The 12,051-nt window shown below is 65.1% G+C and carries 8 protein-coding genes; 4 read left to right on the top strand and 4 right to left on the bottom strand.

Translation table 11 applies throughout. From position 1 onward, the window contains the following. Positions 1 to 10 precede the first annotated feature (10 nt). The 4 genes from E4P09_RS05615 to E4P09_RS05600 all read right to left on the bottom strand — a co-directional run bounded on the left by E4P09_RS05615 (position 11) and on the right by E4P09_RS05600 (position 5,172). A complete protein-coding gene (locus tag E4P09_RS05615; RefSeq protein WP_170984246.1) occupies positions 11 to 1,057 on the bottom strand; it encodes a polyamine ABC transporter substrate-binding protein in 1,047 nt (348 codons plus the stop codon). 56 nt (positions 1,058 to 1,113) lie between these two features. Continuing rightward, positions 1,114 to 2,550, bottom strand: a complete 1,437-nt coding sequence (locus tag E4P09_RS05610; RefSeq protein ID WP_137388551.1) for an NAD-dependent succinate-semialdehyde dehydrogenase — start codon at positions 2,548 to 2,550, stop codon at positions 1,114 to 1,116. 107 nt (positions 2,551 to 2,657) lie between these two features. Beyond that, on the bottom strand, positions 2,658 to 3,203 hold the full coding sequence (locus tag E4P09_RS05605) for a MarR family winged helix-turn-helix transcriptional regulator (protein WP_137388550.1): 546 nt from the start codon (positions 3,201 to 3,203) through the stop codon (positions 2,658 to 2,660). Beyond that, positions 3,193 to 5,172 carry a glycoside hydrolase family 15 protein gene (locus E4P09_RS05600; RefSeq protein WP_137388549.1) on the bottom strand — a complete coding sequence of 660 codons (1,980 nt, stop codon included), beginning with the start codon at positions 5,170 to 5,172 and terminating at the stop codon, positions 3,193 to 3,195. Before E4P09_RS05600 ends, E4P09_RS05605 begins: the two co-directional genes overlap by 11 nt. 179 nt (positions 5,173 to 5,351) lie before the next feature. Between E4P09_RS05600 and E4P09_RS05595 the strand changes: the two genes are divergently transcribed. The 4 genes from E4P09_RS05595 (at position 5,352) to E4P09_RS05580 (ending at position 11,952) form a co-directional block, all read left to right on the top strand. Further along, positions 5,352 to 5,795 carry a PPC domain-containing DNA-binding protein gene (locus E4P09_RS05595; RefSeq protein ID WP_137388548.1) on the top strand — a complete coding sequence of 148 codons (444 nt, stop codon included), beginning with the start codon at positions 5,352 to 5,354 and terminating at the stop codon, positions 5,793 to 5,795. A 116-nt stretch (positions 5,796 to 5,911) separates the two neighbouring features. Then, a complete protein-coding gene (locus E4P09_RS05590; protein WP_137388547.1) occupies positions 5,912 to 7,702 on the top strand; it encodes a thiamine pyrophosphate-requiring protein in 1,791 nt (596 codons plus the stop codon). 183 nt (positions 7,703 to 7,885) lie between these two features. Then, a complete protein-coding gene (locus tag E4P09_RS05585; RefSeq protein ID WP_137388546.1) occupies positions 7,886 to 8,977 on the top strand; it encodes an enolase C-terminal domain-like protein in 1,092 nt (363 codons plus the stop codon). Between the two features lie 20 nt (positions 8,978 to 8,997). After that, on the top strand, positions 8,998 to 11,952 hold the full coding sequence (locus tag E4P09_RS05580; RefSeq protein ID WP_137388545.1) for an FAD-binding and (Fe-S)-binding domain-containing protein: 2,955 nt from the start codon (positions 8,998 to 9,000) through the stop codon (positions 11,950 to 11,952). The last annotated feature ends 99 nt before the right edge of the window (positions 11,953 to 12,051 follow it).

Below are 12,051 nucleotides of genomic sequence, written 5' to 3'. Positions count from 1 at the left end.
TCGCACGCGATTACTGAATGATCAGGTTCTTGTATTCCTCGCTCACGTCCTGGTTGTTGTCCGCCCACCAGGCGGGCTGCAGCACCAGCTGCTTGGCCGCGTTTTCGGGCGAGGCGTTCGATTGCGCGAGCACCTCGGGCGGGAATTTCTCGACCTCGAAGGCGCGGCTGTTGGTCGGGCCATAATAGCTCATCATAGTAGGGATACGCGCCTGGATTTCCGGCGACACGACCCCGGCGATGAACTTCTGCGCTGCCTCGACGTTCTCGGAGCCCTTCAGAATGGCCACGCAGCCGAAGCCGAGGATGCCGTCCTGGTAGGTGAACTTCACGGGCGCGCCATCGGCGATAACGCCGGCCACGCGGCTTCCCCAGATGGCCAGCATGTCGACCTCGCCGTCCTTGATCAGCTGCGCGGATTGCGCGCCGGAGGTCCACCAGACACCGATATTCGGCTTCATCCGTTCGAGCGCGGCGAGCGAGCGCTCGACGTCCAGCGGATAGACCTTGTCCAAGGGCACGCCATCCGCAATCAACGCGATCTCCATCATCTCCTGCGGATAGACGCTGAGGGCGCGACGGCCGGGGAAGGCCTCGACGTTCCAGAAGTCCTTCCAGTTCTTGGGCGGGTTGTCGCCGTATTTGTCGGTGCGCCAGGCAAGCACGACGGAATAGGTGTTGGTCCCCACCCAATCCTCGCCGCGAGCATTCTCGGAAATCCCCTTCGCGTCCACGACCGCGTAGTCGATGGGCTCGAACAAGCCTTCCTTCGCGCCGATGGCGCAGTCTTCCGCGCCGAGATGCGCGACATCCCAGCCCGGTGATCCCGACTGAACCTGCACCCGAACGCCGGCGAGGCCATCGTGGGATTCCTCGCGCAGTTTTATCCCGGCCTTCTCCGCGGCCGGGACGAACAGGGTCTTGCTCAGATCCGCCTGGAGATTGCCGCCGAATCCGGCCAGCGTGATCGTGGTCTCCTGGGCAGCCGCCATGCTGGCCATGGCGGCAAGCGCCATGGCGGCGAGCAAACCCCTCCTCAGGTAATTACGCTCCTTCATGTCTTTCCCTCCCTTGGTTGCCGGCATTGCCAGCATGCGACCGAACTCTTCGGCGGCTAGGCTGCCGCCTCTCTCAGGCCGACTTGGCTGATAAACTTGGTCTGTAGAAATGCTTCGAGCCCTTCGGACCCACCTTCGCTGCCATAGCCGCTCTCCTTGACGCCGCCGAAGGGCGTCTCGGGCGCGGCAATGCCGAAGTGGTTGATCGACACCATGCCGGACTCGAGCCTGTCGCCGAGATAGGTGGCATTGCGCTCCGAGCGGGTGAAGGCGAAGGCGGCGAGCCCGTAAGGCAGGCTGTTGGCGCGGGCGATCACATCGTCGAGGTCAGAGAACCGCGCGATCGGCGCAAGTGGCCCGAAGGGTTCCTCTACCATCAGACGCGCGTCCTCCGGCACGTCCGTCAGCACGGTGGCGGCGAAGAAATTGCCCTGATTGCCAATGCGCCGGCCGCCGGTGAGCACCTTGGCGCCGCGCGCCTCCGCATCGGCCACGAAACCTGCCATGGCTTCGAGCCGGCGGGCGTTCGCCAGCGGGCCCATGTTCACGCCCGGCTCCGTGCCCGGCCCCACCTTGAGCTGCTCGGCCCCGGCAACGAAGGCATCGGTGAAGCGACGATAGTGCCGCTCATGCACATAGAAGCGTGACGGTGCGGCGCAAACCTGGCCGGCATTGCGGAACTTGAGCGCAATGCCGAGCTTTACGGCCTCTTCCGGATCGGCATCGGCGCAGACGATGAAAGGCGCATGCCCGCCGAGCTCCAGGGTGCAGCGCTTGACATGCTGCGCCGCCAGCATCCCCAAGCGTTTGCCGACGGGAATCGAGCCGGTGAAGGACACCTTGCGGATCTGTGGCGCGGGGATGAGATATTGGGAGATCTCCGCCGGCTCGCCGAACACGAGGTTGACCACCCCGGCCGGAACGCCCGCATCAGCAAAACAGCGCACCAGCTCGATGCAGCTGAAGGGTGTTTCCTCCGGGCATTTGATGATGATGCTGCAGCCCGCCGCAAGCGCGCCGGCGATCTTGCGCACCGCCTGGCTGACCGGGAAGTTCCAGGGCGAGAACCCCGCGACCGGGCCGATCGGCTCCTTGACCACCAGTTGGCGGATGCCCGGCGCACGCGCTGGGATGAGCCGGCCATAGGCACGGCGTCCCTCCTCTGCGTACCAGGCCGAGCCCGCCACCTCAAGCCGCGCTTCGCTGAGCGGCTTTCCTTGCTCGCGCGTGACGAGCGCGGCGATCGCTTCCGTGCGCTGGCGCAAGAGGTCGGCAGCGCGGCGGAGAAGCTTCGAGCGCTCGTAGGAGGAAACCGTGCGCCATTCGGCGAAGGACCGCGCCGCAGCCCTAAGGGCACGGTCGAGATCGGCCAGGGATGCATGGGCCACGGTGGCGAAGGCCTGACCGCTGGCCGGATCGATGACGTCGCCACAGCGGCCCGCCTCACCGCCCGTCCATGCGCCGTCGATGAATATCTGCGCCTGTTCCGTCAACGCCGCCCACTCCCATTTTGTTCACAACGTAAACTATATAGTTCATATTGTCAACTAAGTGGACGCTCGATTGGTAGCGAGGAAGAGGAGCTTTCGGAGGGAGAGGGTTACGGCTCGAAGCCGAAAGCTGCCGCGTCCGCGGAAGAGACCTCGGAACGAAGGCGATCGTAATAGGCAAGGCTGGTCGCGAACACGACCTTCAGTGCGGCTTGCAACTGCGCCCGCTCTTCCGGCGAGAGATCCGCAAGCATGTTCTCGTTGCGCATTTCGGAATCCGCAAGGATTCGCGTCACCACGTCCTTGCCCGCGCCGGTGAGCCGCAACAGGATGCTACGGCCGTCCTCTGGGTTTTCCGACCGGCTGATGAGCCCCCGCTGAATGAGCCCTGATACGGTTCGGCTCATCTGGCTCTTGAGCAGGCCGCTGTGGGTCGCGAGCTTCTGCAATGGCGCCTGGCCAAGATAATCGAGCACCGCGAGCGCGCGCCATTCCAACACGGTGAGCCGGTAGCGTGGTCCGATGGACAAAACGGCGATGCGGCTGGAAAGCGCGGCAAGCCGCTGAAGCTGGAACGAGAACAGGTCGCGCACATCGCGGAGGCGCTGGTCCGCGGCTTGCCCGTTCAGTGTTTTCGCCTCCGATTCAGCGTTCATTCGGTACCTCGTGCGGCATCATGTCCATGCGGGATAATGGCTGACCAGCAACAATGTCGTCCACTCGATTGCGCCAGCCACAATTTAGTTGACGATGTAAACTATATAGTTCTCGTTGTAAACGATACCTCCTACCTTCCCGAGGGTCGGCCTCGGCCGCTTGCAGGATCATTCCCCGCCGGTGCTTGGCCCGTTCCCGTGCGGGCCCCTGCGCCGCATGCAGGTTGTAGGCGGTGTCGATAAGGGCGAGATGCGACAGCGCTTGGGGGAAGTTGCCGAGGAGCGTTCTCTCGTCGACATCATACTGCTCGGAAAGGAGGCCGACATCATTGCGGATGCCGAGCAGCTTCTCGAACATGCGGCTGCCCTCATCATATCTGCCCTGCAGGACGAGATTGTCGATATACCAGAAGGTGCACGCCAGGAAGACGCCCTCGCCGGGCGGCAGGCCATCCTCCGCCTCGCGCGTGTCGTAGCGATGGACGAAGCCATCGCGCACGAGCCGCTTGCCGATGGCCTCCACGGTGGCGACCATGCGGGGGTCGCTGGCCGGCAAGAAGCCGACGAGCGGGATGAGGAGCGTTGCTGCATCGAGATTGCTCGACCCGTAGGCCTGAACGAAGGCGCCGAGATCCCGGTTGAATGCCTTTTCACAGATCTCCGCGTGCAGGCTGTCGCGCAGATTGCGCCAACGGTCGGCCGGACCATCAAGATCGAAGTCCTCGACGGCTGAGACTGCCCGATCGAAGGCCACCCACATCATGACTTTCGAATGGGTGAAATGCTGCTTGCGGCCGCGCACTTCCCAAATGCCGTGATCCGGCTCATCACGCAGGGTTTCGAGATAGCTGAGCAAGGCCTTCTGCAAAGACCAGCTCTCCCGGCTCGGGGCGAGATCGTAGCGGCGGGCGTGATGGAGCGCGTCCAGCACCTCGCCGAAGGTGTCGAGTTGGATCTGCGCAAACGCGGCGTTGCCGACGCGCACCGGTGTTGCTCCGCGGTAGCCGGGCAGCCAGGGCACTTGCCACTCATCCATTCGGTGGGCACCGGTGATGCTGTAGAGCGGCTGGATTTGGGAGGGATGCCCAGCCACGGCCCGCACCAGCCAATCGCGCCAGGCCACCGCCTCCTGGCGGTAGCCTGCCTGCATGAGCGACAGCAGTCCGAACGTGGCGTCCCGGAGCCAGCAAAAACGGTAGTCCCAGTTTCGTGAGCCGCCGGGCATCTCAGGGAGCGAGGTGGTCGGCGCGGCTATAAAGCCGCCCGTCGCACTGAATGTCAGCGCCTTGAGCGTGATCAGTGACCGCACGACAGCCTCGCGCCAGCGGCCCTCGTAGTTGCATCGGGCAGCCCAGTCGCGCCAACTGGTCTCCGTATGCTCCAGCGCGGCTTGCGGATCGATTGGGCCCGGCATCTCGTGGTGGGACGGACCGTGGCTGAGGACAAACGGAACCTCGTCGCCCGGACCAACCGCAAAATCGACGACGGTCTTCAGATCCTCGCCACGATGCCGGGCGGGCGTGCGCAGCACGAGCAGATCGGGGCCGGCGATGGCGACGAGCTCGTGATCGGCCCGGCTGACCCAGGGTATCAGCCGGCCGTAGTCAAAGCGGATGACGAGATCCATCCTGAGATCGACGCGGCCCTCGAGCCCCGTCACGATGCGTACAAGCGACGGCGCAGCGTTCGTCATCGGCATGAAGTCGGTGAGCCTGCAGACGCCATCTTCGGTCTCGAACAGCGTCTCCAGCACCAGGCTTTCCGGTCGGTATCGACGGCTAACGCGTTTCGGTGGTTGGCTGGGCGCAATCTTCCAGTGCCCGTTTCCGGGCTCCCCGAGCAGGGCCGCGAAGCAAGCGGGCGAGTCGAAGCCTGGCAGGCACAGCCAGTCGATCGATCCGTCATTGCCGACCAGGGCCGCGGTCCGGCAATCGCCGATGAGCGCGTAATCTTCTATGCGCAGTCCCATTCAAGTTCCCTACGGCTTCGAGTGGGAATTCGGACCTCGCAAAGGGAGTTCCACTCGCCATGGCTTTGCGCGACGGCCGCGCCATGACATTCGACGTCTTGCTGAAACCAACCGCCACGCATGCTGTTTGACAGACGTGGGCGTTCATTTCCGAGGTGAACACTGGTTGAGGTGGCAAGATGCAGAGCAGGATTTTGGCAGAGAATGATGGGCAGAGGACCTATGCCCTCGTTCTGGAGACCGGAGACGAGGTCATGGCCGCGCTGCAGGAATTCGCCGATCGCGAGCGGCTGACAGCCGCGCAGTTCTCCGCGATCGGGGCGTTCAGCGACGCGGTGATCACCTTCTTCGACTGGGACAAGAAGGACTACATCCCCAATCCGGTAGGAGAGCAGGTCGAGGTCGCCTCGCTCAACGGCGACGTGGCGGTCGCGCCCGACGGCAGCCGGGCCATCCATATCCACACCGTGCTCGGCAGGCGTGACGGAACGGCGCTCGCCGGCCATCTGGCGGAAGCGCACGTGCGGCCGACGCTCGAGGTGATCCTCACGGAGAACCCCGCGCATCTCGAAAAGAGATACGACCCCGAGAGCGGCCTGGTGCTCATCCGGCCGGAGCACTGAACTGCGGGCGCGCGCAAACTGCCGGCGCAAGCATGGCAAATCGACCGTGTCTGGAACCTCGGACAGCGGGCCCGGTTGGCTTCACAACCAAGCTGCTACCCTGCGAGGAGGACGTCATGGCTCAGACGGTTGGCGATTTCATGCTCGACCGCTTCAGCGAATGGGGCGTGAAGCGCATCTACGGCTATCCCGGCGATGGGATCAACGGCATACTCGGCGCGTTGGGCCGCGCGGAAGGCAAGATCGAATTCGTCCAAACCGCGCATGAGGAAATCGCCGCCTTCGCAGCCTGCGCACACGCCAAGTGGACCGGCGAGGCCGGCGTTTGCCTGGCGACCTCCGGGCCGGGCGCCATCCACCTGCTCAATGGTCTCTACGACGCGAAGCTCGACCACACGCCCGTGGTCGCCGTCGTCGGGCAGCAGAAGCGGATGTCCCTCGGCGGCAATTACCAGCAGGAAGTCGACCTCATCTCGCTGTTCAAGGATGTGGCGAACGAGTATGTCCACATGTGCACCGAGCCGGCGCAGATGCGGCATCTGATCGATCGGGCCATGCGCATCGCGCTGGCCGAGCGCACCGTCACCTGCATCATCGTGCCGAACGACGTGCAGGAGATGGAGGCGGTGCCTTCTCCCCCACGCCAGCACGGTGCCCTGTTTTCCGGGATCGGCTATCCCCAGCCGGCGCACGTGCCGGGCGAGCCGGAACTGAAGCGCGCGGTCGAGGTGCTCAACGGCGGCGAGCGCGTGGCCATGCTGGTGGGGGCCGGCGCGCTTCATGCGAGCGCCGAGGTGATGGAGGTCGCCGACCTGCTCGGTGCGGGCGTTGCGAAGGCGCTGCTTGGCAGAGCAGCGCTCCCGGACGATCTGCCCTTCGTCACCGGCTCGATCGGCCTCCTCGGCACCCGGCCCAGCTATGACCTGATGATGGACTGCGACACGCTGCTCGTCGTCGGCTCCAGCTTTCCCTATTCCGAATTCCTCCCGCCCGAGGGCCAGGCGCGCGGCGTGCAGATCGATATCGACGGCCGCATGCTCTCCATCCGCTATCCCATGGAGGTCAATCTCGTCGGCGACAGCGCGGCGACCCTGCAGGCGCTGATCCCCCATTTAAAGCGGAAGGCGGACCGCTCCTGGCGGCAGGAGACCGAGAAGAATGTCCGCGACTGGTGGGCAGTGACCGAGGAGCGGGCCATGGTTGCCGCCGATCCCATCAACCCGCAACGGGTGTTGTGGGAGCTCTCGCCGCGGCTGCCGGAGAACTGCATCATCAGCGCCGATTCAGGCAGCGTGGCGAACTGGTTCGCACGCGACCTCAAGCTCAGATCCGGAATGAAGGCGTCGCTGTCCGGCGGGCTCGCGACCATGTGCCCGGGCGTGCCTTACGCCCTGGCGGCGAAATTCGCCTATCCCGAGCGCGTCGCCATCGGCCTCGTGGGCGACGGCGCCATGCAGATGCTCGGCAACAACTGCCTGATTGACGTCGCCAAATATTGGCAGCGGTGGAGCGATCCTCGGCTGGTCATCCTCGTCTTGAACAACGGCGATCTCAACCAGGTCACCTGGGAGCAGCGGGTGCTTGCGGGCGACCCGAAATTTCCCGCTTCCCAGGATGTGCAGGCCTTCGACTACGCGCGTTATGCAGAAACGCTGGGGCTCAGGGGCATCCGGGTGGAAACGCCCGAAGCGGTCGGTCCCGCGTGGGATGAGGCGCTAAGGGCGGACAGGCCATGCGTGCTCGACATGCTCACCGACCCGAAGGTGCCGCCGCTGCCGCCGCATATCAGCTATGAGCAGGCGAAGAAATACGCCCAGGCCCTGGTGAAGGGCGACCCGGAGGCGATCGGCATCGTCTGGCAGTCGGTCAAGCAAGCCATGCAGGGCGTGTTGCCGACCAGACATTAGAGCATTTTCGAGCGAAGTGGATGCCGCTTCGCGTGAAGAAAATGCGACCAAGCAAGAACTTGGAGCGGTTCCGCGATTCGAAGAAAAGCGGAACAGCTCCAGGGTCCGGCGAGATTCAGGACGTCAACGATCAGCCGCATTGAACGGCGGTGACCGCGCTGCCCGTGGCTGGCGGAGCAAGACATGAAACGCGCGAAGATCGAGACCATCGACGTCGCGGCGTACCGCATTCCGACCGAGGGTCCCGAGGCCGACGGTACGCTGCGCTGGGATGCCACGACCATGGTGCTGGTGCGCGCCCATGGCGGCGGCGAGCAAGGCCTGGGATATACCTATAGCCATGAGTCGGCCGGCGCGTTGATCCGGTCGAAGCTCGCGGAAATGGCGGTCGGGCGCGATGCCATGGGCGTGACGGGCTGCTTCGAGGCGATGAGCGCGGCCGTGCGCAATCTCGGGCGGGCCGGGCTCGCCTTCCAGGCGATCTCGGCGGTCGACATCGCTCTCTGGGACCTGAAGGCAAGGCTTTTGGCCGTTCCCCTGGTCAGCCTTCTCGGCCAGGTGCGCGAGGCGATCCCGGTCTATGGCAGCGGCGGCTTCACGACCTACTCGATCGAGCATCTGCAGGGCCAGTTCGGCGCGTGGGTCGAGCAGGGCATTACCCGCGTGAAGATGAAGGTGGGGAGCACGCCTGCCGATGACGTCGCCCGCGTGCGGGCGGCGCGCGAGGCGATCGGGCCGGAGGCGGAGCTATTCGTCGATGCAAACGGCGCCTATGACCGCAAGCAGGCGCTGGCCAAGGCCGAGGCTTTCCGCGAATACGGCGTGAGCTGGTTCGAGGAGCCCGTCTCCTCTGACGATCTCGAGGGCCTGCGACTTATTCGCGACCGCGCGCCCGCCGGCATGGAGATTACCGCCGGTGAGTATGGGCATGATCTCTTCTCCTTTCGCCGCATGCTGGAAGCGGGCGCGGTTGACGTGCTCCAGCCCGATGCGACCCGCTGCGGCGGCATCACAGGCTTCATGCAGGCCGGCGTGCTCTGCCAGGCTTTCGGCGTTCCGTTCTCGGCCCATACGGCGCCCGCCCTGCATGTCCATCCCTGCTGCGCGCTACCCAATGCGCGCCATGTTGAACACTTCTTCGACCATGCACGCATCGAACAGATGCTGTTCGACGGCACCCGCCCGCCGGTGAAAGGGGCGCTCAGCCCCGACCTCTCTCGAGCCGGCTTAGGGCTCGAATTCCGGGACAGGGAAGCACACCGTTACGCCATCTGATTTCCCGACAGGAGAATATCATGTCCTTCATCCGCACGGAGCCGCCATTACGTCTTTCGGGCGAAGCGGCCGCCGCGCTCGCCGCCGATCTCGAGCGCCGTGTCCGCGGGGAAGTCCGGTTCCGCGCCGAGGACCGCGCGCTCTATTCAACGGATGCGTCCAACTATCGCCAGGTGCCGATCGGGGTGGTGATCCCCCGCGATGCCGAGGACGCGGTGCAGACGGTCGCCTGCTGCCGCGAGCACGGCGCGCCGATCCTGCCGAGGGGGTGCGGCACCAGCCTTTCCGGCGAGACCTGCAATGTGGCGGTGGTGATCGACTTCTCCAAATATCACAACCAGGTGCTTGATATCGATTATGGGGAGAAGCGCGCCCGGGTGGAGAGCGGGGCGATTTTCGATGATCTGCGCAACGAGGTGGAGCGGAACGGCCTCACGGTCGCGTTCGACACCTCGACCCATGCCTACGCCACCATCGGCGGCATGGTCGGCAATAACTCCTGCGGCGTGCACTCGGTGCTCGCGGAGAAGATGGGCGCCGGCTCCGGCCGTACGGAAGACAACATCCACGAATTGGAGGTGCTGACCTATGACGGCCTGCGCCTGAAGGTGGGCCCGACCCCCGAAGACGAGCTGGAACGGATCATCCGGGCAGGGGGCCGGCGCGGCGAGATCTATGGCGGGCTCAAGGCCCTGCGCGACAGATATGCGGACCTGATCCGCAAGCGCTTTCCGAAGATACCGCGGCGGGTCTCCGGGTACAGCCTGCCGCAGCTTCTGCCGGAGCACGGGTTCAATGTGGCCCGCGCCCTGGTCGGCACCGAGGGGACCTGCGTGACGGTGCTGGAAGCGACGGTCGGGCTGGTCGATAGCCCGCCTGCGCGGGCAATGCTGGTGATCGGCTATCCCGACGTCTATGCCACCGGCGACCATGTGCCCGAGGTGAGGGCGAGTGGCCCGGTGGGCCTGGAGGCGATCGATGCCCGGCTGATCGAGAACATGCGGCGCAAGGGGCTGCATACGAAGGATCTCGACCTGCTGCCCGAAGGCGGCGGATGGCTGCTGGCCGAATTCGGTGGCGAGACCCTCGCGGAGGCCCAGGCTCAGGCCCGCGAGCTGATGGACGCGCTCGGCAAGAGGAACCACCCGCCTGCCATGCGCCTCATCACCGAGCCCGAGGAGCAGACGGCGATCTGGCACATCCGCGAATCCGGCCTTGGCGCTACGGCCTTCGTTCCCGGCCGGGCGGAGAACTGGCCCGGCTGGGAGGACTCGGCCGTGCCACCGGAGCGGGTGGGTGAGTATCTGCGCGATCTGAAGGCGCTGTTCGACCGCTACGATTACTCTGCCGCGCTCTATGGCCATTTCGGCCAGGGCTGCATCCATTGCCGGATCAATTTCGACATCGGCACACCGGAGGGCGTGGCCCGTTGGCGTTCCTTTCTGGACGACGCGGCGGACCTCGTGGTCCGCTATGGCGGCTCGTTCTCGGGCGAGCACGGCGATGGACAAGCGCGCGCCGCGCTCCTGCCGAAGCTTTTCGGGGATGAACTCGTGACCGCCTTCCGCGAGTTCAAGGCCATCTGGGATCCCCAGGGCAGGATGAACCCGGGCAAGGTGGTCGATCCCTATCCCATCACCGCTCACCTGCGGGCGGGCCCCGGCTATCGGCCGCCGAACCTCGATACGCACTTCGCCTATCCGGAAGATGGCGGCAGCTTCGCACGCGCTCTCTCGCGCTGCGTCGGCGTCGGCAAATGCCGCATGAGGAGCGGACAGGTCATGTGCCCGAGCTTCATGGCCACGCGCGAGGAGGAGCACACCACGCGCGGTCGGGCCCGCAGCCTGTTCGAAATGCTCCATGGCGGGCCGCCGATCAAGGAGGGCTGGAAGAGCGAGGAGGTGCACGAGGCGCTCGACCTATGCCTCGCCTGCAAAGGCTGCAAGAGCGACTGCCCGGTCAATGTGGACATGGCCACGTACAAGGCCGAGTTCATGGCCCATTACTACAAGGGGCGGCTGCGGCCGATGCACATGTACAGCATGGGCCTGATCTACTGGTGGGCGCGCGCCGCCTCCCACATGCCGAGGGTGGTGAACGCCATGACGCGAACCGAGCCTTTCGCAGGCGTCCTGAAGCGAATGGGGGGGATCGCGCCCCAGCGACAAATGCCGCCATTCGCCTCACCGACTCTGACCGCATGGTTCCGCCGGCGGTCTGTGCCCCAGGGAGATCGCCGCCCAGCCCAGCGCCGCGTCCTGCTCTGGCCGGACACCTTCACCAATTATCTGACGCCGGAGCCCGGCCAGGCAGCGGTGGAGGTGCTCGAGGCCGCGGGCTATCGGGTCGAGATCCCGCCACGTCCCCTTTGCTGTGGCCGTCCGCTTTATGCGATCGGGATGCTGGATCGCGCGAAATCGCTGTGGCGGCAGACCTTAGAGCATCTTCGACCGGCAATCCGCGAGGGCATCCCGCTCGTGGGGATCGAGCCCAGCTGCGTGGCGGCCTTTCGCGACGAGCTTGTCAATCTGTTTCCCGAGGACGAGGACGCGAGAAAGCTCGCCGGCCAGACCTTTCTGCTGAGCGAGTTCCTGCGTGAGGAAGGTTTCGAGCCGCCGAGGCTCGAGCGGAACGCGCTCGTGCATTTTCACTGCAACCACCATGCGATCATGGGCAAGGAGGCCGAGAACGCGATGCTCGATACGCTGGGCCTCCGGCACCGCGACCTGAATGCCGGCTGCTGCGGGATGGCGGGCCCCTTCGGCTTCGAAGCAGGCCATTACGATGTTTCGGTCAAATGCGGCGAGCGTGTGCTCCTTCCCGAGGTACGGCGGGCCGATGCGGATACGCTGATCATTGCCGACGGCTTCAGCTGCCGCGAGCAGATCGCCCAGTGCACGGGCCGGAGAGCGCTGCACCTGGCCGAGGTGCTGCACATGGCCATGAACGGAGGCGCCGCTCTTCATACGCCGTGATGGCGCTGATGCAGCTGACTTTTATGCGGGTTGGGAACGAAACACGTCTTCGTTTGTAGATTCAGCGTCCGTCAACCGATCCTATTCAAGGGGGTGGCC

Source organism: Rhodoligotrophos defluvii (assembly GCF_005281615.1).
Lineage (GTDB): Bacteria > Pseudomonadota > Alphaproteobacteria > Rhizobiales > Im1 > Rhodoligotrophos > Rhodoligotrophos defluvii.
Note: the sequence above shows the minus strand (reverse complement) of the source record. Positions and strands in the feature narration are given on the sequence as shown.

Excerpts from the sequence above, each read along its gene's own strand:
- E4P09_RS05605 (WP_137388550.1), bottom strand. The coding sequence starts at position 3,203 with ATGAACGCTGAATCGGAGGCGAAAACACTGAACGGGCAAGCCGCGGAC.
- E4P09_RS05590 (WP_137388547.1), top strand. The coding sequence starts at position 5,912 with ATGGCTCAGACGGTTGGCGATTTCATGCTCGACCGCTTCAGCGAATGG.
- E4P09_RS05585 (WP_137388546.1), top strand. The coding sequence starts at position 7,886 with ATGAAACGCGCGAAGATCGAGACCATCGACGTCGCGGCGTACCGCATT.
- E4P09_RS05580 (WP_137388545.1), top strand. The coding sequence starts at position 8,998 with ATGTCCTTCATCCGCACGGAGCCGCCATTACGTCTTTCGGGCGAAGCG.
- E4P09_RS05595 (WP_137388548.1), top strand. The coding sequence starts at position 5,352 with ATGCAGAGCAGGATTTTGGCAGAGAATGATGGGCAGAGGACCTATGCC.
- E4P09_RS05600 (WP_137388549.1), bottom strand. The coding sequence starts at position 5,172 with ATGGGACTGCGCATAGAAGATTACGCGCTCATCGGCGATTGCCGGACC.
- E4P09_RS05615 (WP_170984246.1), bottom strand. The coding sequence starts at position 1,057 with ATGAAGGAGCGTAATTACCTGAGGAGGGGTTTGCTCGCCGCCATGGCG.